The sequence below is a fragment of the Nitrobacter hamburgensis X14 genome, assembly GCF_000013885.1.
GTDB lineage: Bacteria > Pseudomonadota > Alphaproteobacteria > Rhizobiales > Xanthobacteraceae > Nitrobacter > Nitrobacter hamburgensis.
Window position 1 is genome coordinate 1,069,654 of sequence record NC_007964.1, and the last position, 22,510, is coordinate 1,092,163.

Below are 22,510 nucleotides of genomic sequence, written 5' to 3' on the forward strand. Positions count from 1 at the left end.
CGCCGTCTAAAAGGCATGGGCGCGGTTTATCTTCAGAACGGCGTCTGCCTGTTGCCGAAGACGGATGCGCATGTTCGGAAGTTGAAAATGGTCGAGAACGAGGTCGCCGAAATGGGCGGCGACGCCGTCATTCTGGAAACGGTTGCACTCGACAAACGCCAAGAGGAGAAAGTCGTCGACCGCTTCAAGGCCGATCGGGACGACCAGTACCGGGAATTCCTCGGGCGCTGTGTAGGCTTCGAGAAGGAGATTGCGAAGGAGTTCTCCATCAACAAGTTCACGTACGCCGAACTCGAGGAGGAGGACACTGATCTCAAGAAGCTCCAGGGGTGGCTTGAGAAAATCAAGAAACTTGATTTCTACGGTGCCCCGCTAGCCACTGAAGCGGAGAGGAAGTTGAAGGATTGCGAAGTGTTGCTCGAAAGCTATGCGCAGCGTGTTTTCGAGGCCCAGGAGGAAAATCGCCTCAAGGAGTGACCTTTCTCTTCCAAGCGTCCGGCTTCATAGGTGAGCTGCTCGATGTCCATGGAAACCGCGACGCCCTCAACAATTGCGCTCTGCGCGCAGGTTTCGGCGGCCTTGGCAATACGATGCATCCGACGATAAACACCGCAAGGGCGACAGAGGCGGTGTATCGACTCAACGCCATGCCGCCGCTCGCCAACCGCTTGCCCAGGAAATCGCCGACGGCGTCGCCGAACCGCACGCTCAGGGTGGCGGCGACACCGTCTGGCGGTATCACTACGAGACTAACGCCTTGAGGCCGAAGCCGGTTCTCGGCAGGTAGCCGACCGCTTGATAGATCGAATAGCACAAGTCCCGGTTTCGGCCTGCGACCAGCGAGTTCGGTGCGCTGCATTCGTCGCGAAAGGCAGCCATGACAGCAATTCAGAAGATGCCACAGTCCAGCGAGAACTTCGGGGCATAGGCAACTCTTGCCCTGCTCCGGCGACAGCTTCTTAATAGCACACGAGTTCGCGGTGGCTTACCACGTAGCCCCATTGATTTATGTGACGCCTTCGCACGATATAGCAGCTATCATCGTTATTGTAGTTATTGTCATAGTAGTTGTCGTAGTAATAGGGCGCGCCGAAGGCTGCCAGCGCGAACGAGGGGCCGAAGAAGAAGTTGCGATGGTGGAAGCGGTGGCCCCCGAAGAAGGCCCTGTGGGTGGCGAACCCCGAGTGTACGAACGGGCGTCCGGCGAATCCGCTCATCTGCATGCCACCGCCGTGAAAGCCACCACCATGGAAGCCGCTACCATGGAAGCCACCGCCGTGGAAGCCGCCACCCATGCTGCCGTGGAAGCCTCCCATGCCACCGCCGCCGAAACGCGCCTCGGCCGGTCCGGACCAGGTCATCACGCCAGCGGTGACAAACGCAGCAGCGAGCGTAGCGGTAATTGTCTTTCTAATTTTAGGTGTGGAGGTCATGACGTTTCTCCCATCATGAGAGATATCGCCCTCGCATCATATCTTTCACGGAGCAGATGAACCATCGATGAACATCGATCGGCAACCGCCCGCAGCATCGGGGGGATTCATCAAATGACCGTGTTAGTACGGACGACTATGATTGCTCGATTAATCAGACAACTATTGCGCGAGATTTTTGGACGCACGTCATAAACGCAAACAACCCTTTTTTGCGATAGTCGCCGCAGAGATCAAATGCGTGCTCCATCTCCACGCCGTTGACAAGAACGGCCCCGCGCGGCGATGCGGATTGCGGACCGACGCGTCGTATGCCTCCCGTTGAATGCTTTCGTTATCATCGCGGCTAAAAACAAGAAGGCCGCCCTGGTCGGGCAGCCTTGGTGTCAATCACAAACCCGCACTCGCGGGCGCACCCAACGCTCGCGCCAGTCATCCCAATAGGCTTCCCCACGGGACCAGTAGCAGCGTCTCTCATAGACGGGCTCGGGCTCAACATAGACCGGAGCGGGCGCATAGTAAGGGCGGGGGGCTAATGCACCGCCTAGCAGCATCCCACCAAGAAGCCCACCGGCAACCCCGGCAGCAATTTGGCCATCGTGTGCCTGAGAAGCGGTGGGAACGAGACAGAGCGCAACAAATGCAAGCGGAAGGAGCTTTTTCACAGCCGTGTCTTCTTGGATGATAGAGCCGGCGCAATATACGGCAAAAGTATATGGCGAATGAATGAGGGTCGATGAATAAGGCGCCCTTGGTTAGCCGTAAGCCGAGGACATATTCTATCGGCGTTCAATCCGGCCCCAACAAACCGACGAATGGCGTCGGGAGCGATCAGGTTTTGTGTGTCGAGCATTACTTGGTTACTTGTATGTATACATCCTGTGAATGCACCGTCGTTGCCATTGGCTTCGACCGTATTGCGACCTGGCCGGTGAAGCCAGAAGATCGAGCCGGCACCGGTTACTGGACCGTCAGGGTGCCTTCCGCCTTGCCGCCGAAGTCGTCGTAGAAATCATACTTTCCCGGCTTGAGCGGCCGCAGCTTGATAACGCCTTCGCTTTTCGCGTCGATGACTGTTTCGACGCGCAGGGAGGCGCTCTCGAATTCCATCGACTTGGCATCGAGGTTCTTGACCGTCAGCGCCAGCGGCGTGTTGGCCGGAGCATGCAAGGCCGAGAGCTGAAACTTGCCGTTGGCGTAGGTGACTGTCAGGCTCGTCGCCTGTTGGGCGTGTGCAATCGGCAGGGAAGCGGCGATGCCGAAGGCTACCGAAGCAGTGACGAGAAGAACCGTGCGTGCAAATAACATGAAGATATCTCCAGTGCTGGGTGTCAGAACTCGACGGCGAACTTGAGTCGCGCGCGATTGCGCTGAAATTCGGCGAGATTGAGCGAAACCGGATTGCCGATTTCACGGCCCCAGACCTGGGTGTTCCAGGCTGCGGTCATGAACATCTTCGGCGCGAAGCGGACGTAGAGCGTCGGTCCAAGCATCACCGCGTCGCCGGTGAAGTCCTGCAGGCCGATGCTGTCGTAGTGCCGCAGGTACCAGACCTCGCCGCCGATCACGACGTTCGGCGCGATTCGCCACGCCAGCGCGGCCGAACCGCCGAGCTTGGCTTCGCGCACGGTTTCATCGAGTGCAGTAAGGGTAACCTCCGGCTCGTAAAGGAAATTGAATCCGGCAAACAACCGGTTCTTGACTAACTCGAGATCGGCATTGATGGTTGTCTCGAGTTCGTAGTTGTGGATACGCTCGCCGCCGGTTTCATCGATACGGCGGAAGGTCGGCTCGAGCCCCAGCGTCACCGCGAGCGGATTGCTCGACGTACGCTCGATCGCGAGATAGCGGAATTCGGCGAATCCACCGGCGAGCGCGACCTGCCGCCGATTATCCAGATCCGGCACGTTGTGGATATCGTGCGTCGATCCAAGCGCGCCGAACTCGATCTGGATGAACTGCGACGGTGTGAATTCGAACTCGTACTTGGTTTCGCTGGCCCCATAGCTGCCGTCACGTTTGCCGAAGCGGCCGATGGCGTCGACCGTGAACTCCTTTTCACCCTCCAGCCCGATGCCGGAGCCGGTGGTGAATCCGAAGATGTACTTGGTCTCTATATCGCGCCATGCCGTGTAATCCTCTGCCTGCGCGGCACTACTTAGCGCCGTGAAACCAGACAACAGCATCCCCAACGCCAGCGCGGTCCGCGCCAGCGTTCTTTTCTTTTCCATGCTCGCCCCCTCGATTAGGTGCGCATGGAATGGCATGACAAAATGTCGCAGGCAAAAAGAAATGTTCTAAACTGGAATGATTCTAGCTGCTCTCCAGTGGCCGGTTAGGCAGCGACCCAACCGCGCTGCGACATCGGCAATGGCTGGGTGCGGAACGCAGCGGGCGAGCGAGCTGGAGCCGATGCTGAAGCCAAATGTCGATCGTAATAGTCTTGCCGCGGTAGCCGCTGATGCGCGGCGAATAGGGCCGATTGGCGCGGCATAGCATGGCATGTTGGCGTTGGGGCTCGCCGACCACAGCCTAACCCAAGGCGCGGCGCCAGCCAATCTGGGCTGGCGCAAATCTCTGAATAAATCTCCAAGAGTGCCCCCTGCATCTCCAGGCGGATCAATTGGCTCGCGGTGTCGGTCGGCATCAGGACCGCCACGGCGGTCGACCGGTCAGTTTTGCAAGGCCTTCCTTGCTGATCGCCGGTTGAGCCAGATTGTGCAGCCGGTCACGAACAAGGCGAGTGGTGCGAAGCCGGATATGAATACGATCAGGCGGCCGACAAAGCCGAGCGTTCCTCCATTGTGGAGCCATAGCTGTTCGGTCATGTAGCGATCGCCCATCGACATGTCCGAGAAGCGGTCGTGCACGACCGCGCCTTTCCACGGGTCAAACCAGATCGCCCCACGCGAACGCACGGCGGGATCGGTTCCCGCCGCCGGGCGGAACAGCACGCGCCACGTGTTGCGCATCTCGACCGGAGGGTTCAGGACCGCGATGTCCTGCCTCGGTTTTGTTGCCCGCGCCATCGCGACGATCGCATCCGCCGACAGTAGCGGCGTTCCTTTCGGGGGTGGGATATCGACCTTTGGTGAGGGGTAGGGTGTCGCCGGCGACACAAGGCTAACGACGGGACGCATGGCCTCGGGGAAAACGATGCCGACACCCGTGGCCGAGATCACGGCAAGCGCGATCAGCGCCCAAAAGCCGACCGCATTGTGAAGGTCGATAGTGAATCGCTGGGGCGAAACGCCGTTGCGAACCGATATCGATCGCCGGAAACCGCCTCGCCTTGGCCACCACAAGCACAAACCGGACAGGGTCGAACCCAGGAGCGCCAACCCAACCACGCCGACCAGATCCCGGCCCCACCATTCATAAAGCAACAGCGTGTAGTGCAGACGATAGACTGTGAACGCGAATGCGTTCGTGTAGTCGCGGTGCCCGAGCACTTGCCCGTTCGAAGGATCGATCATGGTCGTCCAGCGATTTGGATAACGGCCCTTCTTGCTCGGGTGGGTGTGGATCACGACCCAGACAGGCCAGATCCGGTCTGGAGCTACGATTGCCGTGATCGGCGCCGCGTCCACTTCTGCTGCGGCCCGCATCACTTCGTTGACAGCGACTGTTTGCTCTGGGCCAACCGGAGCGTAGAGCGCCGGGTTCAGCGCCGCGTCGATCTCCCGGTAAAAGACGATGAAACTGCCGGTGAGACCGACCAACACGACGATGACGCCGGCGCTGAATCCAAGCCATCGGTGTATCCGGATAAACGCGCGCCGGAGGCGCGGGATCCATGTGGCGGAGTCAGCATTCACCAGATTGGCGTCCCCTGGCAAATTTCTCTTTCTCGTCCAATCAGAAATCGAAACTCGCTGAAAGCAGATACGTGCGCGGCGCGCCCGGGCTCAGAATCCCGCGCCCGGTCGTGGCCCAGTAGTTGGCGCCGGTGACGTTCTGGATATTGGCGCGCAGCGTGACGGGCGTCCGCTGGATCGTGGTCGTATAGCGAAGGCCGAGATCAAGCGTGGTCCAATCCGGGATGCTTTGCGTGTTCGCCTGATCGTAAAATTGCGATGACGTGTGGATGACCCGTCCCGTCAAAGTCACGCCTGGCGCCAACCCGGATGGCAAGTCGTACTCGCCGTAGAGATTGAACTGCACCGCCGGGACGCCGACGGCAGTATTGCCGTTGAATGCGGGGTTCGAGGCCTTGGTCAGCACGCCTTCAATCAAGCTGACGCCGCCCAGAACACGCAATCCCTGGATTGGCTCGCCGAGCACGTTGACCTCGAGTCCGCGATTGCGTTGTTCGCCGTTGAGAGCAAACACCATGGTCGTCGGATCGAGGAAGCCGCTTGGCTGTTTGATCTCAAAACCAGCGACGGTTACCGCAATGGAGCCGAAATCGTATTTTGCTCCGACCTCCACCTGCTTCGATACCGCGGCGGGAAAGTTCTGATTGAGGTTGACGGCATTGATCGGCGGCGCCGTCGATGTCAGCCCTTCGACATAGTTGGCATACAAAGACAGATGCTCGATCGGCTTTACGACGATGCCGGCACCGGGAGAAAAGGCCTCGTTGTTTGCATCCGAAGTTGTCAGGCCCATCGTCGGGCTAAGGGCCTTTGCCCCGATGCCTTGCCATCGCCCACCGATGGTGAGTTCCACACGGTCATCCAGGAATGACATCGTGTCCGCGATCGCAACGCTCCGGTTAAATCGCTCTGCGGTGGTCGGCGAAAAACGGGGCAGGCCGACATCGCTGCGCGGCGGGGCGTAGACAGGATTGTAGATATTTGAAGTGATTGTTGATCCGACCGGAATATTGATCAAACCAGTACCTTGCCAGAGGCCGACCACGGTGGCGCCGATCCGGTGCTTCACCGGACCCGTCTCAAATTGCCCCCGCAGCCCAACCTCGCCGGTGTCGCTATTGGTCTGATACGGGGTCAATCGGATCGGGTAGCGGTAATCACCGCGCGCATTGAAGATCGATGGCAGCCCTCCGAAGTAGACCTGATGAAAGAAGCTATGGCCATACGCGGCATAGACGGTGAGCTGGTCGCTCACGTCGTACTCAGCCCGGAGGGCTGCGGACCTGTTATTGCTGTCACGATATTCCCAAGGCTGTTGTTGATTGATGCGTAAGTCGGGCGCCTTGGGGATGGGAAAGCCCGGCAAAACAGATCGGTTTCGAAGAGGGGAGTTGAAATCCAGTTGCTGGTAGCCGAGGTCTGCACTAAATCGCAAACGATCGCCGCGGTAGTCGATGGCAAGAGCCCCGACCCCGAACTCCTGCTTCTGGTTATCGATCGGGGTGTGACCAGTCTGGTAGGCACCGTTGAAGCGTACTCCCCACTCGCCGTTGAGCCCGAAGCGCCGGCCGACATCAATTGCGTTATAACTCTGGGCGTTGGAGATAAACCCGGTTGTGAAGCGCGTGAGTGGCAGGTCCGTGGCGCGCTTTGGAACAAGATTGATGGTCCCGCCGATCGTGCCGAAAGGCGGCATGCCGCTCAGCATCGTGCTCGGGCCGCGTAGCACTTCGACACGCTCGATCGGTTCGAGTGCGGGGCTGAAGGAGTCGGCAACGCCGTATAGCCCATTGAAGGCGATGTCCTGCGCAAACACCGGAAAGCCGCGGATGAAAAAGCCCTGGATGCCGCTGTAAGCGGGCACGTTGGTGCGCACAGACGCATCATTGTTGACAACGTCCTGAAGCGTTCGGGCTTGTTGGTCGCGAATGAGCTTCTCCGTAAAGCTCGTCGTACTGAAAGGAGTGTCAAAGACGTTGCGATTACCGAGCAGCCCAAGGCTTGCCCCGGTCGCGACCTGCCCCCCGGCATAGGAAACGGGCGGCACGCCCAGCGTCGCGGTGGAAGGTGTCAGGTAGGGAACTGGTTGTGCCTGCCGCGAACTTGGTACGGCAACACGCCTCCTTGTATGCGCTGCAGACGTTCGAGGCTTTTGGCTTGCTTGCCGGACCGTTGGGTTTGGCGGAGCGACCACCGTGATAGGCGGCAAACTCGCTTGAGCGAATGCTTTCTGACTACCGTTTGGAAAATCCAAGGAGAGGGAAAGACAACTCACTGCTCCAAGCGAAACAATGCGTACAATATTTCTGGCCGCGACTTCATGTGCCATTCATCAACCCCAACCCCATTGCCTCAGCAGGCTCCTATGCACGTGTCCCGACATACGGGTCAATTCGCGTGGCGAACCGAGAAGTAGAATCGATCTAAGTCATGGGACAATGGGACAACTGCGGGACGCTTTTCTGAGTGGGCGTTACAGTTCGATTCACGTCGAGAGCGGTTTAGTCGTAAGACCGTATATTCGCTTCTGGCGGTGAGGTGGCGTTGTCGGAATCGATGTTGCGAAGCTGAGGAATGCCATAGCAATTGCGGATGCCGGCCGGGAAGGAGAAGTCCGCTGCTTCGGCGAGGTCGATACGTCGGACGTGAGCATGCGACGTGTTATTCAGCGGATCCTCGGCAGCAATGACTTGTCGATATCTCTGGTCGATCTGGAAACCGGGAGCTGTCGCGATGGCCTGCACCCCAATTGTCCCAACAGAATCGCGGGGGCGAGCACGCCGCTTTCACGCAGGTACAGCGCCACCTGATTGGCGCTTACTTCCTGAATGAATATACACCCACCCGCGCGCAGGTCTCCTAATCGCTCAAGCGTTCATAGATTTTTGCGCCCGTATCTGCATCCACGCCTACCAAACTAACCTTATAGCCCCACAGCCTGCGGATGTGTCGTAACGTCGCGCCGCAGCTACCATCCTCCAGCAAAACGCCGTCGGCAACTTTGTGCTCCAGCCGCAGGTGCCGGTCGCCGAGCAGATCGACATCGACGACCTGGATGTCGGAACGGCTTGCCCCGATGTCGTAGCTGTGGGCAAGCGCCGAGCGAATTTTTTCGTACCCGCGCTCGTTGTGGATCGAGGCAACCTCGTAATGCGGTTCGCTGGCGGTGTCGGAAAGCAGGAAAAGCCGCCATTTTCGGATCAGCGTGGGGCTCAGATACTGCCGGATGAAGGATTCGTCGCGGTGGTTAGCCCAGGCATTGAGCAGCGTGGCGCGCCAGTCGCATTTGCCGGCGATGTCCGGGAACCAGTCGCGGTCCTCTTCCGTCGGTTCGGTCGAGATGCGCCGGATGTCCTGCATAAGGTCCAGCCCGAGCGCATAGGGGTTGATGCCGGTATAGCGCGGGTCGTCGAAGGCCGGCTGGAAGGTCACGTTGCAATGGTTGCGCAGGATTTCCAGCATCGCGCCTTCGTTGATCAGGCCGCGATCGAACAGCGCGTTCATGACCGTGTAATGGACGAAAGTGGCGCAACCCTCGTTCATCACCTGCGTCTGCCGTTGCGGGTAGAAATATTGGGCGATGACGCGCACGATCCTCAGGATTTCGCGCTGCCACGGCTCCAGGATCAGGCTGTTCTTCTCGAGGAAATAGAGCAGGTTCTCTTCCGGAAGATTCAGCGATTTGCGACGCTCGGCCGTCTTGCTTTCGCTCCCCTCGACCTGGCTCCCGCTTTTCGACGGCGGCAAGGTGCGCCAGAGGTCGTTGTAGGATCGCTCCTCATATTCGAGGCGCTCGCGAAGGCCTTGCCGCTGTTTCTCCGACGACAGCTTCGGAGGCCGCCGGTAGCGAAACACGCCCTGTTCCATCAGCGCGTGCGCCGGGTCGAGGATTGCCTCCACGGCGGCAAGCCCGTGCCGCTCCTCGCAGCGGGCGATGTAATTCTTTGCGAAGTCGAGATAGCTGAGGATCGTACCGGCATCGGTCCACTCTTTGAACAGATAGTTGTTCTTGAAGAAATGATTGTGGCCGAGCGCGGCATGGGCGGTCACCAGCGCCTGCAGCGCCATGGTGTTTTCTTCCATCAGATAGACGATGCAGGGGTTGGAATTGATGACGATCTCATAAGCCAGCCCGCGACCGCCCTTGCGATAGAGCTGTTCCTGGTAGAGGAAGTGCTTGCCGAACGACCAGTGCCGGTACATCAGCGGCATGCCGATGGAGGAATAGGCGTCCAGCATCTGCTCGGACGAGATGATCTCCATCTGCACCGGATGGATATCGAGGTTAAGCTCTTCGATTGCTACCCGTTCGATCACGTCGAAGGCCTGCGACAGGGTACCGAAATCCCAGTCAGGACCAGAGAACAGCAGGCCGGGTTTACGTGAGGTGGCATTCATCGGCGAACCCTCAATTTTTCCGCCGTCGCCTGCCGGGTGAAGAGTTGCCGGAACACCGGGTAGATGTCGGCTGCATCGGCGATGCGGGTCATCTGGAAGTTCGGCCAGTTCGCGTTGACGGAACTATAGGCTCGCCAAAGTGAGGTTCCGTTCTCTGTTGTGCCGAAGATATGCCGTTCGCGCTCATCGATGATTTCGACATAAGCGTAGTACTGGCAAAGTCGCATGATCTCCTCGTCGAGGAGCGTAATGCAGCGGTGCGAATCGGCGGCGGCGTTATCCCCGTCAGACGCCTGCGCGGCGTAGATGTTCCATTCGCTGCCGGGATAGCGCTCGGCGATGATGCGGTGCATTTTTTCCAACGCGGTGGAGACCACCGTGCCACCACTCTGTGTGCTGTAGAAGAAGGTTTCCTCATTCACTTCCTGCGCTTCATGGGTGTGACTGATGAAAACGATTTCGGTGCGGTCGTAGCGGCACTTCAAGAACAGGTGCAGCAATACGAAAAAGCGTTTGGCAAGGTCCTTCTCGCGTTCGCCCATCGAGCCGGACACGTCCATCAGGCAGAACATCACCGCCTTGGCGTTCGGAATGGGCTGCGCCTCGAAGCGGTTGAAGCGGATGTCGACCGGATCGACATAGGCGATCAGCCGCCGCTTCCGTTCCAGCCGCTCCACTTCGGCTTGCAGCGCGGCGATGCGCTGTCTGGCAACCGGGCTCTGCGACCCCGATTCCAGTTCCGCAATCTCCTGCCGGATTGCGTCGACCTCCTCCCGTTTGGGGCGTTTCAGCGCGATGCGGCGGCCGTAGCTGTTGCGCATGGTGCGGCCGACATTGATGTTGGTCGGCGAACCGGTCGCGGCAAAGCCCGCCCGCCGCGGCCGGAAAGCGAGGATTTCCTTTAAACTAAGCTTGACCATATCGGGCAGTTCGAGGTCCTCGAAGAAGAGGTCGAGCACCTCCTCGCGCGACAGCACGAAGCGGAAATCGTCTTCCGAGTCCTTCATCGACGGGTCGGGCGTACCGGCAGCACCATGGCCGGGCTTGCGCAGCCGATCGCCGGGCACGAAATGCTTATTGCCCGGCAGCACATGTTCACGCCGGCCGCTGTCCTTGGCTGCCTCGAAGCGCGGCTCGTCCGTGCTCCTCGTCGGAATCGAGACTGCCTGCTCGCCGTCCGCGTCGGAAATCCTGCCGCTACGAACGCGATCACGGATGCTGCGCTTCAACTCCTCGCGCGCACGCCGAAGGAAACGCTGCCGGTTGCCGAGGCTCCTGTCTTTCGGGTTGAGCCGGCGGTCGATGAAGATCGGCATTGTATGCCCCCACCTTCAACCGGCCTTGTTGACCCGCATGTACCAGTCCACCAGCCGCCGCACCTGGCGCTCGGTATAGCCGCGCGCGATCATCCGCTGCACGAATTCGTGGTGGCGTTTCTCGGTGACGTTGTCCTGCTTGGAGCCGAAGCTGATCACGGGCAGCAGATCCTCGACCTGGCCGAACATGCGCTTCTCGATCACCTCGCGCAGCTTCTCGTAGCTCGTCCATGACGGGTTGCGGCCGTCATTGCGGGCCCGCGCCCGCAGCGTAAACTTCACCACCTCGTTGCGGAAGTCCTTCGGGTTGGCTATGCCGGCCGGTTTTTCGACTTGCGACAAATCGTTGTCCAGCACCTCGCGGTTGAGGATCTGACCGGTATCGGGATCCTTGTAGTCCTGGTCTTCGATCCAGGCATCGGCATAGGCAATATAGCGGTCGAACAGGTTCTGGCCGTATTCGCTGTAGGATTCGAGATAGGCCTTTTGAATCTCATGGCCGATAAACTCGGCGTACCGGGTGGCGAGCTCAGACTTTATGAAATCGAGATAGGCGGATTCCGCCTTTTTCGGAAACTGTTCGCGCTTAATGGCATCTTCTAAAATATACATCAGATGAACGGGGTCGGCAGCGACTTCTTCGGTATCATAGTTGAAGGTCTGCGACAGGATCTTGAAAGCAAAACGGGTGCTGACGCCGGTCATGCCCTCATTGACGCCGGCAGCGTCCCGATACTCCTGGACCGACTTTGCCTTGGGGTCGACGTCCTTAAGGTTTTCGCCGTCATAGATCCGCATCTTGGTGTAGAGGGGCGAGTTGCCATGTTCAGCCAAACGGGTTGAAACCGTGAACCGGCTGAGGATGTCCAGGACCTCCGGCGCGCAGGTGCTGTCGACAAGCTCGCTTTCGCGCAGCAGCTTATCATAGATTTGCCTTTCCTCGGTAATCCGCAAGCAATATGGCACCTTGACCACCAGGATGCGGTCAAGAAACGCCTCGTTGTTCTTGTTGTTCTTGAACTGCAGCCATTCCGATTCGTTGGAATGGGCCACGACTATTCCCTGGTATGGAAATGATCCGAAATTCTCGGTGCCGTTGTAGCTGCCCTCTTGCGTTGCCGTGAGCAGCGGGTGCAGCACCTTGATAGGTGCCTTGAACATCTCGACGAACTCCAGCAGGCCCTGTGTGGTGCGGTTCAGGCCGCCGCTGTAGGAATAGGCATCCGGATCGGACTGGCTGTAGTTCTCGAGCTGGCGGATGTCGACCTTGCCGACCAGCGCAGAGACGTCCTGGTTGTTTTCGTCACCAGGCTCGGTCTTGGCGATGCCGATCTGGCGAAGCCGGGACGGCATAAGCTTTACAACGGAAAACTTGGAAATATCACCGGCCAGTTCATCAAGACGTTTCGCCGCCCAAGGTGAGATTAGGCCGTTTAAGCGTCGCCGCGCGATCCCGTATTTGTCTTCCAGCAAATCGGCCATGCGGTCAGGGCTGAAAAGGCCGAGCGGCGATTCAAAAACCGGGCTAATTTGATTCCCGGCCTTGAGGGTATAGATGGGGCGCTGCTCCATCAGGCTTTTCAGTCGCTCTGCCAGCGAAGATTTGCCGCCGCCAACCGGGCCGAGCAAGTAGAGGATCTGCTTGCGCTCCTCCAGCCCCTGCGAAGCATAGCGGAAATAGCCGGCGATCCGCTCGATCGTGTCTTCCATGCCATAGAACTCGGAGAAGGCCGAATAAAGCTTGATCGTCTTATTCGCGAAAATGCGGCCGAGCCTCTCGTCCTTGCTAGTGTCGACCAGCTTGGGTTCGCCGATCGCGTCGACCATGCGCTCGGGCGCCAAACCATACATCGACTTGTCCTCCCGACACGCCAGTAGATATTGCTGGAGGCTCATCTCTTCCGGGGCCACGGAGCTATAGATTTTAGAGAACAATTCGAAGACGTCAGACTGCTCGCTGTGCATAGTCGCCTCCCGGTGCCCGCCGCGATGTCCTTACATCACAACTTTCATGAAGCCGCGGCGGTTCCCGTTCACGTGCTGAATTGATCGTGGTTCGGAGCAAGAGCGAACGAGGAAGCGATCACCGCTAGCTGCCGCGTTCGGCACCAAGATCGCAAGAAGCGCGATGGCGTGGAAAGAGACCGCCTCCATGCTGCTATCGGCGAATGCTACCGCCGCATCCGGCGCCATGGCGATCCGGTAATTTCGGGTGGTTTTCGAAGCGGGTTGCGGCGCGGTAGCTATCGCGCTCGGTTGCCACCGGCGGTTATGGCGCTTGGGACGGCAGGCCAATTAACAGGCGCAATAATTCTGAACATCACCTGCGTTCAGCCCTTGCAGAATGCATTCCTCTTGGGGCAGATCGTGTGATGCCGCGCCGAACACGATCAGCCACTTGACAGATTGGGTAGCACGACACAGCTGTCAGGAGTGGGTCAACAATTGCGTTGGCCCTTAAGCAGAGGAGATAATATGACTCCACCTGCAAAGTTTGCCGCAGTGACCGCTGCTGCAATGTTCGGGCACCAGCGTAGCGGCTAATATACGGACGACGTTCCGGGAGCGGCCTATGGACCTCATCAGTTAGGCATGGACCAAATTGGCCCCTCTCGGCACGAATACATGGCGGGTTGTATGACCTTGGCTGCGAGCGCGATTGATCAGCCGATCAATAGCTGACAGATTTGCGAAGGTGCCTTCGGGCAGTGCTTCATTTTAGCCGAGGTCGGGATCGTTGGCACGCGGCCATAGCGGACGCCATGCTCGGCGCGAGTCCGATCGACGAAGTGCTGCACGTTTCCGCTTGACCCCTTGAGAACGGTTACCTCCATACAGCCGTCGTCGTCGAGATCGACGCGTAGCTAATGTAGAAAGGTCCGGCATCGCTGCCGGGCCTTTCTTATTTGAGCGCCGAGCAAATATCGCCACCAAGGCCTCTGTAAGGCGCCAACGCGATGACTTCCGCGTCCGGACCAACGGCGTTAGTGACTACTGCCGCTTCGTTTGGGCATACCGGGCGGGCGACGCCAACATGCGTTCCGAGCGTTGAACCGCTTCCAAGTGATAACAAGAACGGCAAACCAACCATTGGCATGCGAACTATGATATAGATAAATTCTGCTGGAGCTGCTGGAAAAAGCGCAGCACAGCTGCCTCACGCCAAGTTGCACAGGGTCCTAACTAGGGAGGATTACCATGGTAACGAATGTCGTGCTTGCGAAGTTTACCGATCAGGGAGTCCGCAACGCCAAAGATTCCCCGAAGCGGGCAGACGCCTTCAAGCAAATGGCGAAGACGTTTGGAGTGACCGTGAAGGACATCTTCTGGACGCAGGGGCGGTATGACATCGTGACAATCGTCGAAGCGCCAGACGAGTTTTCCGCCATGTCGCTTAGCTTGAGTCTTAGCGCGCTCGGCAACGTTCGCACCGAATCGTTGCGAGCTTTCTCGGCGGATGAAATGGCGACGATTGTCGGCAAGATGCTCTGACAACCGATATTACTGACCGGCATCCGTAGAACTGCCGCCGCGTCACCAGGCACGTGACGAAACCAATTTGACTATTTAGGTCTTGTGATCGCCACATCAGCCGTCTCTTTCGACTGGCGGGCTTGGTGTGTCGCTCGACTTCCTCGAGGGGCTGATGGCCAGAGATCGCCACCTGCCGGTGTTGTAGGCAAACGGTATCAACGAATCCCCGTCGCCCGCTGGATTAGTGGAATCCGACAAATCCAGGTGGCTCACATTGGACAGGGAACGGATCTATCCACTAGCTTTGACAAGCTATGTTGTTGCGCTCTCCAAATGAGACCAAAGGAATGAAAGAGAAAAAGGACATCGTAGAAAACTGGCTGCCGCGTTACACCGGCACGCCGCTTGCTGAATTCGGAGAATATGTTCTCCTGACCAACTTCGACAATTACGTCGAATGGTTCGCCACGCTGCACGGCGGCTTGGTAAAGGGCGTAGATCGACCGATGCCCAACGTGACTGCCGATGGCATCACTCTGATTAACTTCGGCATGGGAAGCCCGAATGCTGCCACCGTGATGGATCTGTTAAGTGCCATTGCGCCGAAAGCCGTATTGTTTCTTGGCAAATGTGGCGGGTTGAAACGCAAAAATCAAATCGGCGACCTGATTCTACCGATTGCGGCCATTCGCGGCGAAGGCACCTCGAATGATTACCTGCCACTGGAGGTCCCCGCGTTGCCCGCGTTCCAGTTGCAACGCGCGGTGTCAACGATGATCCGCGATCTCGGTCACGATTATTGGACAGGTACTGTGTACACGACCAATCGTCGCGTCTGGGAACACGATGATCGCTTTAGGGATCTGTTGCGTCGTACACGAAGCATGGCGATCGACATGGAGACTGCAACAATCTTTGCTGCAGGATTTGCCAACCGCATTTCGACTGGTGCGCTGCTTCTTGTGTCCGATCAGCCGATGATCCCCGAGGGCGTGAAGACCGAAGCGTCGGATCAGGTGGTGACCGCGAACTATGTCGAAAAGCATATCCAGGTCGGGATAGAGGCCCTGAAGCTGGTGCGGCGCCGTGGCCGCAGCGTGAAGCATTTGCGTTTCGAAGACGATTTCGATGCAGGGCATGAGGCATAAAGCGACGGCACGCCGCGGGCTGATGATCTTCACCTGGTGGCCGAGGGCCTCAAACTTGCGCGACCAGTAGAACGCGCCGGTGCAGGATTCGACCACGATCGCGCTCGACTTGCGCGACAATGTCGAGAAGCTGATCGCGGATCACCCGCTTCAGTACGACGCGGCCATGATGATTGACCCCCGTGAAGTTGAAACATGTTCTTGGCGATATCGATACCGAGCGTCTCGACAGTCATTGCAGTTCTTCTTCCTGTCGCAGGCTCTCAGCCTGAATGGTGGAGGGGGAGCCGTCCATCCCATTAGAAGGCTGGGTTTCCCTGCCCGGGCGAATCAGCATAGCGGCGCTCGCCGCTGCTACCGAACAGATGACTGCGCCAATCGCTGCAGCGATACCAAAAGCTGAAAGCAGAGCAGGTCCGGATGACGCTATCACCGGTCCTACAAGGGCTGTAGCAACCAATCCGCCAGTACGCGCCGCTGCGCTGTTCAGCCCGGATGCTGCACCCGTATGGCCGCTGTCGACGGACATCAGAACTGCTGTTGTGAGCGGCGCGACCGCACAGGCCATTCCCAAAGCAACCACGGCCATCGCGGGAAACATCCCAAGCCAGTAGCTTGTGGCCGACCCGATCCGCAGCATCAGGAGAAGGCCGGACGCGACGATGACCGGTCCTGTGGTCAGCAGCCATCGTGGACCTACTTTGGCTGCCAGCGCACCGGCGGCAGGCGATGCTACGGCGAGGACCAGCGGCAGGGGCAGGAGCGCGGCGCCGGCCTGCGTCGCGGTGTATCCGCCTGCTTGAATCAGCACATAGGGTACCAGCACGAACAACCCGCCGAGAGCGCCGTACAGCAGGAGTGTCAAAAGCGTGAGGCCGACGAAGCTCCTGGACCCGAACAATGCGAGCGGCATCATGGCCCTGTCGCCAAGCCGTCGCTCCGCAGACAGGAAGAGCAGCGAGAAGATCAACCCCGCTCCCAGGGCGACGAAGACAGAAGGCGACCAGGCTCGTCCGGATCCTTCGGTCAATGCCCAGGTCGCAAGGCCCAAGCCAACTGTAGCCAGCGCTCCACCTGACCAGTCGAGATGGCCGGCTGTGTCGTCGACGTCCTTGTCAACGTAGCAGGACGCCAGCAAGATCGCGGCTATAGACAACGGAACGTTGATCAGAAAGACAAGGCGCCAGCTGCCGGCATCGATGAGCCACCCGCCAAGGATAGGTCCGATCGCGCCCGCGGCGGCTCCGGCCGCTGCCCATATGCCGATCGCACGACCTTTCGCTTCTCCAGAGAAACTCTGGCCCAGGATCGCGAGGCTGTTCGGCATCAGTATGGCGGCGCTCGCACCCTGCACGAAGCGAGCAAGCAGCAACAAGACAAGGGTCGGCGCCACCGCGCAAGCCAGAGAGGCGATCCCAAACAGCAGAACGCCCACGATCAAGAGCCGGCGTCGCCCGAACCGGTCTCCCGCTGCTCCTCCCAATAAAAGGAGTGCGCTCAAGGGAAGCAAATAGGCATTGACGACCCACTGCAGGCCGCTGGCGTCTGCATCAAAACTCCGACCGATCGCCGGTAGTCCAACGTTCACGACCGAACCATCGATGAACGCCAAGCTCGATGCCAGGATCGTCGTCGCGACAACGAGGCGAGGGTATGCGGGCGAACGCGTCCCTCCGGCTGTTCGCGCGGTCGCGGCGTCGCAGGGAACGTGGAGGGCGTTGCTCATTTGCAGTCAATGTAGGGTGCGTGCGCCAGGAGAACCAGCGAGAGCAGGCCGAGCCGCCATGGAGTCAACGGTTGGATGTAGGCAGTCCGATCCTTTCGATCGGCGCTCACGCAGAACCTGAGAAATAGCGTGCAGGCGACCGCTCTTGGCGCAAGGCGCTTGTTGCTCACAAGAAGGTTTGTAAGATTTGTCCGGAAGCCTGCGGTTTGAGTCTCAGGGCAAAATTTGCCATGACGCTCGATAGGTGAACAGCCACTCTCGGCGCGGGGTCATTTGAAAACCGCATCCAGCAATAGCGACTTCACATCGGTGGCCGCCAGCTTCCTGCCATCGACCAGGTCGGCACGGTCGGAGATAATAAGCGGCCCGTCATGGGCATCGTCGGTGACACGGCCGTGCGATCCCCTGACCAGCGCTGCATCGAGCGGGATGACATCCATAAGGGTACGGAAGCCCAGCTTGCGCATCGCCAGCCGCTTTCCGATCGCAAGCTTGGGTGATGAGATGGCCGGATCGAGAAACAGTTCCACCGGATCGTAGCCGGGCTTGCGATGGATCTCGACGGTGCGGGCAAAATCCGGCGCGCGGCGGTCGTCGTTCCAGTAATAATAGGTGAACCAGGATCGCGCATCCGCGATCGCCACCAATTCGCCCGAGCGCGGATGATCGAGATCGAGGCTGGATTTGTCCGCGGCGCCATAAACGCGCTCGACGCCGGGAAGACCCTGCAGCACCTCCCGCACTTTTGGCAGTGTGTTCGGATCGGACACATAGATATGAGCGATCTGGTGGTCTGCGACCGCGAACGCTTTCGACGCCATCGGATCGAGCAATTCGGCGCCGTCTTCCTCCCGCACGGCGATAAGGCCAGCGTCGCGCAGCGCGCGGTTAATGTGGATCGGGCGATCGACATTGGTGATGCCGTATTCGGAAAGGATCACGACGGAACGCCCGCCGGCGCGCGCCGCATCCGCGAGGTCGCCGGCAACATCGTCGATTTCGGCGAGAGATTTTCTGACCGCGGCGTGGGTTTCATCTGGCCCGTAGCGCTGCAGGTCATAGTCCAAATGGGGAAGATAGGCCAAGGTCAGCGTCGGATTGTTCTCAACCATCACGACCTTGGTCGCCTCCGCGATCCAGCGGGTGGATGCGATCGTCGTCGCCGGTCCCCAGAATTGAAACAGCGGAAAGGGCCCCAGCCGTTCGGTCAGGCGATTGCGCAGGCTGTCCGGCACGGTATAGCAGTCCGGCAGTTTGCGCCCGTCGGCCTTGTAGATCGGCCGCGGCGTTGCGCCAAAATCATGGCTTGAGGCCATGTTGTACCACCAGAACATGTTGGCGCAGGTAAATGCCGGATCACGCCGCTTTCCGGCCTCCCAAACCTTTTCACCTTCCACCAGACGGTTGGATTGCCGCCACAGCATCACTTCCATCAGGTCGCGGAACAGCCAGCCATTGGCGACGATACCATGCCCGCGCGGCGTCAGCCCGGTCATGAAAGTGGCCTGAACGCTGCACGTCACGGCAGGCGTCAAGGTTCGCAGCGCCGACATCGCGCCTTCCCGGGCGAGTGCTGAGAGCCGCGGGGTCAGCGTGCCCAGATGGCGTGGCGTCAGCCCGACCACGATCATCGCCAGAACCGGTTTCAAATTATCTCTCCAAAACGGTAGTTCGCATATTCTTGGTCTTTGGTCGTAGTTCGAACCGACAGCGTCATCGTTGCAGTTTTTTCTGCCGCGCAAACTAGCTTGCCAAGTCCATCCGTGAAGTGGCAACCTTGTTGATTGAGAGAATATAGCCGCGGCACTGGCGGTGCTGTTGGAATTGCCAGTGTCCAAAGCGAGTGATGCCGCCGTTTCTTGGACGGGACGAGTCTTGAGCAAGATCGAGTCTTGAACAAGATAAAGTGCGTATCAGGAAGAATGTCATGCTCGACACACCGTCGAACACGATGAACGACGTTCGCGTGCAGTCGTTCACCATTGCTTACGAATATCCTATCGTGTTCACGCGCGACGCCTTCAGTTCCGGCAATCGCAGCCTGATCGACGTCCTGACGCGCCGGGAGGGCGGCAAGCTTCACCGCTGCGGTATTTTCATTGATGAGGGCGTGCTGTCCGCCATGCCGGATCTTCCGGAACGGATCGCGGATTACGCGTCGTTCCACGCCAAGCATCTCAGAATTGTCGGCGAGCCGGTCGCCGTGCCCGGTGGGGAGCGCTGCAAGAACGATCCCGATACGGTTTCACACCTATTGGGAAAATTCTCCGAACTCGCGATCGACCGACACTCCTTCGTGATCGCGATCGGCGGCGGGGCGGTGTTGGACGCGGTCGGCTATGCGGCGGCAATTTTTCACCGGGGCGTTCGCCATATCCGTTTCCCAACCACAGTGCTGGCGCAGGACGACAGCGGCGTCGGTGTCAAGAACGCCGTCAATGCGCTGGGCCTGAAAAATCTGGTGGGCACCTTCGCGCCGCCCTGGGCCATCATCAACGACAGTGCCTTTATCGACGCGTTGCCGCCGCGCGAAAAACGCGCCGGGATGGCCGAGGCGGTGAAGGTGGCGCTGATCCGCGACGGCAATTTCTTTCGCTGGATTGAAAGCAACACAGCGGCGCTGGCGCAATTTTCGCCGCCCCATCTCGATCGCCTGATCAAGGATTGCGCGGAATTGCACATGCGCCAGATCAGGTTCGGCGGCGATCCATTCGAAACCGGGTCGGCGAGGCCGCTGGATTTCGGCCATTGGTCCGCCCACAAGCTCGAATGTCTCACGCGCAATGACGTCAACCATGGTGAAGCGGTCGCGATCGGTATCGCGCTCGATACCCGCTATTCGGTTGTGACCGGATTGCTGGCGGAAGGCGAAGACCGGCGCGTGCTTGATGTTCTCAAGCGGCTGGGCTTCACGCTGTGGCATGACGCGCTGCGACAGCGGAATGCCAAGGGCGAACTCGCCTTGCTGCAGGGGTTGGCGGATTTCCAGGAACATCTCGGTGGCGAACTGACCGTCACGCTGCTCTCGGACATTGGCCGTGGCATCGAAGTGCACGAGATGCATGCGGAATTGGTCGGGAGCAGCATCGACTGGCTGCGGCAACAGGCGCAAGCCCGATGAAAGTCGACCAGCTTGCAGGCAATGTAAACCTGACCTACTGCACCAATATCCATGCCGGCGAGAGCTGGCCGGATATCCGTGCCAGCCTCGATGCGCATGTCCCCGCCATCAAGGCGGCGGTAGCACCGGATCGCCCGCTCGGAATCGGCTTGCGGCTGTCGGGTGAGGCCGCGGCCGTGGCGCGGCAACCGGAGCAGTTGGCAGCCTTTCGCGAGCAGCTCGCCAACCTCGGCGCCTACGTCTTCACCATCAATGCCTTTCCGTTCGGTCCTTTCCATGGCGTTCGCGTCAAGGAGCATGTCTACCTGCCGGATTGGCGCAGCGCCGAGCGCATCGCGTTCACCGCCGACAGCGCCGCCGTGCTTGCCGCTGTGCTGCCTGACGGCACTGACGGCAGCATCTCTACCGTGCCCGGGGCGTTCAAGCCCAATGGCCGCGCCCATGGCGCCGTCGCCGCGATTGCTGCCGGCCTGATGCAGGCAGTTGCCGATCTGGTGACGATCGAGCGGCGAACCGGCAAGCGCATTGCCCTCGCACTAGAACCCGAACCGTGCTGTTTCCTCGAAACCACAGATGAAAGCCTGGCCTTCTTCCAGGACGTCCTGTTGCAGGCCGAGGCGCTCGACCTGCTCGCGGCAGGCATTGGCGAAGACCGCAGCGGCGCCGAAGCCATGCTGCGCCGTCATCTCGGTATCTGCTACGATATCTGCCATGGATCGGTCGAATATGAAGATCCGGTTGCTGCGCTGGACCGGCTGCTGGCGGCCGGCATTGCGGTGCCGAAGGTTCAGCTCTCCGCGGCGATGCGCGTTCCTGCGATGGCCGATGCGCTGATCGACGCGGTGATGCGCTATGACGATGGTGTGTATCTGCACCAGACCATTGTGCGCGGGCCGTCAGGGCTGACGCGCTATGTTGACTTGCCGGATGCCGTCGCGGCGTTCAAGGAGGGCCGCGCCCGCGGCGAATGGCGGATTCATTGCCATGTGCCGCTGTTTCTGTCCGACCTTGGCGAGATCGGATCGACGCATGCCGATCTGGTATCGACGCTGGCGGCGCTCCGTCGGAAACCCCGATCGTCCCATCTGGAAATCGAGACCTACACCTGGGACGTGCTGCCGGAGAAACTGCGAACAGGATCCAAGGCCGCCGATATCGCGCGCGAGATTTCGTTCTGCGTCAAGGAACTGGTCGGATGAGTGCGACTGTCACCACGATGCCCGGTTTGTCGACCTTGTTGCGTCTCGGCCGGGTTTCCAACGTGCCGACGGTGTGGACCAACGTTCTGGCGGGCTCCATCATCGCCGGCGGCGCACAGTTCCCGACTGAAATCGTGCCGATTATCCTCGCTATGACCGCGTTCTATGTCGGCGGCATGTATCTCAACGATTATTTCGACCGCGCCATCGACGCGCGCGAGCGCCCCGGCCGGCCGATCGATGCCGGCAAAATTAGCGCCGGCTCGGTGTTGTCGATCGGCTTTGGCCTGCTGGTGCTCGGCGTCATGCTGATGATGACGTTCGGGACCGGTGCGGTCCTGTGCGGCCTGCTGCTGGGCAGCGTGATCGTGCTCTATGATGTCTGGCATAAAGGTAATGCGCTCAGTCCCGTCGTGATGGGATTGTGCCGTGCGCTGGTCTACGTCGGAACCGGCGTTGCAGTGACCGGCGGCATTTCGAACCCGATGATCGTCGGCGCCGTCGCGTTGGCGTGTCATGTTGCCGGCATTACCTATGCGGCCAAACAGGAGAGCCTCGACCGCGTTGGGAAACTTTGGCCGCTGGCGCTGCTCGCCGTGCCGTTGTTTGTGGCGCTGCCGGTTCTGTTCAGCGGATGGATCATTGTTGCGGCTTTTGTCCTGCTGTTGGCGGCCGACGCATTTGCGATCTGGTTGCTGGCGAAGCGGCCGGTCCAGCGTGGCGTGCCGTTGGCGGTGTCCGGATTGATCGCGGCGATTTGTCTGGTCGATGCACTGGCGATTGCCGCTGCCGGAGGCGGGTTCGTTATCGTCGCGGTCTGCGCGCTGGGCTATCCGCTGACACGGCTTTTCCAGAGGTCGATTCCCGGCACATGAGG

The 22,510-nt window shown here is 59.5% G+C and carries 17 protein-coding genes and 2 pseudogenes; 7 read left to right on the forward strand and 12 right to left on the reverse strand.

Annotation, left to right across the window (positions count from 1 at the left end; translation table 11 throughout):
• Nucleotides 1-15 precede the first annotated feature (15 nt).
• Complete coding sequence (locus tag NHAM_RS04945) at nt 16-477, forward strand: Chromate resistance protein ChrB (RefSeq protein WP_430707702.1); 462 nt, start codon at nt 16-18, stop codon at nt 475-477.
• A 264-nt stretch (nt 478-741) separates the two neighbouring features.
• Here the strand turns inward: NHAM_RS04945 and NHAM_RS26465 are convergent, their stop codons facing one another.
• From NHAM_RS26465 to NHAM_RS04975, 6 genes are all read right to left on the reverse strand, one after another.
• Nucleotides 742-879, reverse strand: a complete 138-nt coding sequence (locus NHAM_RS26465; RefSeq protein WP_157043534.1) for a hypothetical protein — start codon at nt 877-879, stop codon at nt 742-744.
• An 80-nt stretch (nt 880-959) separates the two neighbouring features.
• A complete protein-coding gene (locus NHAM_RS04955) occupies nt 960-1,433 on the reverse strand; it encodes a hypothetical protein (RefSeq protein ID WP_011509515.1) in 474 nt (157 codons plus the stop codon).
• Nucleotides 1,434-2,393: 960 nt separating this feature from the next.
• Complete coding sequence (locus NHAM_RS04960) at nt 2,394-2,741, reverse strand: cupredoxin domain-containing protein (RefSeq protein WP_011509517.1); 348 nt, start codon at nt 2,739-2,741, stop codon at nt 2,394-2,396.
• 23 nt (nt 2,742-2,764) lie between these two features.
• Nucleotides 2,765-3,664, reverse strand: a complete 900-nt coding sequence (locus tag NHAM_RS04965) for a hypothetical protein (protein ID WP_011509518.1) — start codon at nt 3,662-3,664, stop codon at nt 2,765-2,767.
• Nucleotides 3,665-4,105: 441 nt separating this feature from the next.
• Complete coding sequence (locus NHAM_RS04970) at nt 4,106-5,251, reverse strand: PepSY-associated TM helix domain-containing protein (protein ID WP_011509519.1); 1,146 nt, start codon at nt 5,249-5,251, stop codon at nt 4,106-4,108.
• Nucleotides 5,252-5,291: 40 nt separating this feature from the next.
• Nucleotides 5,292-7,580, reverse strand: a complete 2,289-nt coding sequence (locus NHAM_RS04975) for a TonB-dependent receptor (protein ID WP_011509520.1) — start codon at nt 7,578-7,580, stop codon at nt 5,292-5,294.
• A gap of 223 nt (nt 7,581-7,803) precedes the next feature.
• On the opposite strand from NHAM_RS04975, the pseudogene NHAM_RS28010 reads away from it, so the two are divergent.
• Nucleotides 7,804-7,941 (forward strand): annotated as a pseudogene (locus tag NHAM_RS28010) (IS110 family transposase); the annotation flags it as partial.
• A gap of 169 nt (nt 7,942-8,110) precedes the next feature.
• On the opposite strand, the gene NHAM_RS04985 reads toward NHAM_RS28010, so the two are convergent.
• The 4 genes and pseudogenes from NHAM_RS04985 to NHAM_RS24595 all read right to left on the reverse strand — a co-directional run.
• Complete coding sequence (locus NHAM_RS04985; RefSeq protein WP_011509522.1) at nt 8,111-9,649, reverse strand: SpoVR family protein; 1,539 nt, start codon at nt 9,647-9,649, stop codon at nt 8,111-8,113.
• Nucleotides 9,646-10,965, reverse strand: a complete 1,320-nt coding sequence (locus tag NHAM_RS04990) for a YeaH/YhbH family protein (RefSeq protein WP_011509523.1) — start codon at nt 10,963-10,965, stop codon at nt 9,646-9,648. The genes NHAM_RS04985 and NHAM_RS04990 overlap by 4 nt, the downstream gene beginning before the upstream one ends.
• Before the next feature lie 15 nt (nt 10,966-10,980).
• On the reverse strand, nt 10,981-12,930 hold the full coding sequence (locus tag NHAM_RS04995) for a PrkA family serine protein kinase (protein WP_011509524.1): 1,950 nt from the start codon (nt 12,928-12,930) through the stop codon (nt 10,981-10,983).
• A gap of 698 nt (nt 12,931-13,628) precedes the next feature.
• Nucleotides 13,629-13,814: pseudogene (locus tag NHAM_RS24595) on the reverse strand (hypothetical protein); the annotation flags it as partial.
• Between the two features lie 349 nt (nt 13,815-14,163).
• Here NHAM_RS24595 and NHAM_RS05010 point away from each other — a divergent pair.
• Together NHAM_RS05010 and NHAM_RS05015 are read left to right on the forward strand one after the other, a co-directional pair.
• On the forward strand, nt 14,164-14,457 hold the full coding sequence (locus NHAM_RS05010) for a GYD domain-containing protein (protein WP_011509526.1): 294 nt from the start codon (nt 14,164-14,166) through the stop codon (nt 14,455-14,457).
• A 329-nt stretch (nt 14,458-14,786) separates the two neighbouring features.
• Complete coding sequence (locus tag NHAM_RS05015; RefSeq protein WP_041358781.1) at nt 14,787-15,587, forward strand: AMP nucleosidase; 801 nt, start codon at nt 14,787-14,789, stop codon at nt 15,585-15,587.
• Nucleotides 15,588-15,819: 232 nt separating this feature from the next.
• Here the strand turns inward: NHAM_RS05015 and NHAM_RS05020 are convergent, their stop codons facing one another.
• Nucleotides 15,820-17,313 carry an MFS transporter gene (locus NHAM_RS05020; RefSeq protein ID WP_011509528.1) on the reverse strand — a complete coding sequence of 498 codons (1,494 nt, stop codon included), beginning with the start codon at nt 17,311-17,313 and terminating at the stop codon, nt 15,820-15,822.
• 269 nt (nt 17,314-17,582) lie between these two features.
• On the reverse strand, nt 17,583-18,962 hold the full coding sequence (locus NHAM_RS05025) for a nucleotide pyrophosphatase/phosphodiesterase family protein (protein ID WP_011509529.1): 1,380 nt from the start codon (nt 18,960-18,962) through the stop codon (nt 17,583-17,585).
• 278 nt (nt 18,963-19,240) lie between these two features.
• Here NHAM_RS05025 and NHAM_RS05030 point away from each other — a divergent pair, with 278 nt between their 5' ends.
• From NHAM_RS05030 to NHAM_RS05040, 3 genes are read left to right on the forward strand one after another with little or no spacing between them, the layout of a single operon-like run.
• Nucleotides 19,241-20,434 (forward strand): 3-dehydroquinate synthase, encoded by a 1,194-nt coding sequence (locus NHAM_RS05030; protein ID WP_011509530.1) that lies wholly within the window; start codon nt 19,241-19,243, stop codon nt 20,432-20,434.
• A complete protein-coding gene (gene eboE / locus NHAM_RS05035) occupies nt 20,431-21,633 on the forward strand; it encodes a metabolite traffic protein EboE (protein WP_011509531.1) in 1,203 nt (400 codons plus the stop codon). The genes NHAM_RS05030 and eboE overlap by 4 nt, the downstream gene beginning before the upstream one ends.
• Nucleotides 21,630-22,508, forward strand: coding sequence for a UbiA family prenyltransferase (locus NHAM_RS05040; RefSeq protein ID WP_011509532.1), 879 nt, complete (start codon nt 21,630-21,632; stop codon nt 22,506-22,508). Before eboE ends, NHAM_RS05040 begins: the two co-directional genes overlap by 4 nt.
• Nucleotides 22,509-22,510 lie beyond the last annotated feature (2 nt).

Coding starts and splice junctions, on each gene's coding strand:
- NHAM_RS05020 (WP_011509528.1), bottom strand. CDS start 17,313: ATGAGCAACGCCCTCCACGTTCCCTGCGACGCCGCGACCGCGCGAACA.
- NHAM_RS26465 (WP_157043534.1), bottom strand. CDS start 879: ATGGCTGCCTTTCGCGACGAATGCAGCGCACCGAACTCGCTGGTCGCA.
- NHAM_RS04985 (WP_011509522.1), bottom strand. CDS start 9,649: ATGAATGCCACCTCACGTAAACCCGGCCTGCTGTTCTCTGGTCCTGAC.
- NHAM_RS04960 (WP_011509517.1), bottom strand. CDS start 2,741: ATGTTATTTGCACGCACGGTTCTTCTCGTCACTGCTTCGGTAGCCTTC.
- NHAM_RS04995 (WP_011509524.1), bottom strand. CDS start 12,930: ATGCACAGCGAGCAGTCTGACGTCTTCGAATTGTTCTCTAAAATCTAT.
- NHAM_RS04955 (WP_011509515.1), bottom strand. CDS start 1,433: ATGACCTCCACACCTAAAATTAGAAAGACAATTACCGCTACGCTCGCT.
- NHAM_RS04945 (WP_430707702.1), top strand. CDS start 16: ATGGGCGCGGTTTATCTTCAGAACGGCGTCTGCCTGTTGCCGAAGACG.
- NHAM_RS04965 (WP_011509518.1), bottom strand. CDS start 3,664: ATGGAAAAGAAAAGAACGCTGGCGCGGACCGCGCTGGCGTTGGGGATG.
- eboE (WP_011509531.1), top strand. CDS start 20,431: ATGAAAGTCGACCAGCTTGCAGGCAATGTAAACCTGACCTACTGCACC.
- NHAM_RS04990 (WP_011509523.1), bottom strand. CDS start 10,965: ATGCCGATCTTCATCGACCGCCGGCTCAACCCGAAAGACAGGAGCCTC.
- NHAM_RS04975 (WP_011509520.1), bottom strand. CDS start 7,580: ATGGCACATGAAGTCGCGGCCAGAAATATTGTACGCATTGTTTCGCTT.
- NHAM_RS05030 (WP_011509530.1), top strand. CDS start 19,241: ATGCTCGACACACCGTCGAACACGATGAACGACGTTCGCGTGCAGTCG.
- NHAM_RS05015 (WP_041358781.1), top strand. CDS start 14,787: ATGAAAGAGAAAAAGGACATCGTAGAAAACTGGCTGCCGCGTTACACC.
- NHAM_RS05010 (WP_011509526.1), top strand. CDS start 14,164: ATGGTAACGAATGTCGTGCTTGCGAAGTTTACCGATCAGGGAGTCCGC.
- NHAM_RS05040 (WP_011509532.1), top strand. CDS start 21,630: ATGAGTGCGACTGTCACCACGATGCCCGGTTTGTCGACCTTGTTGCGT.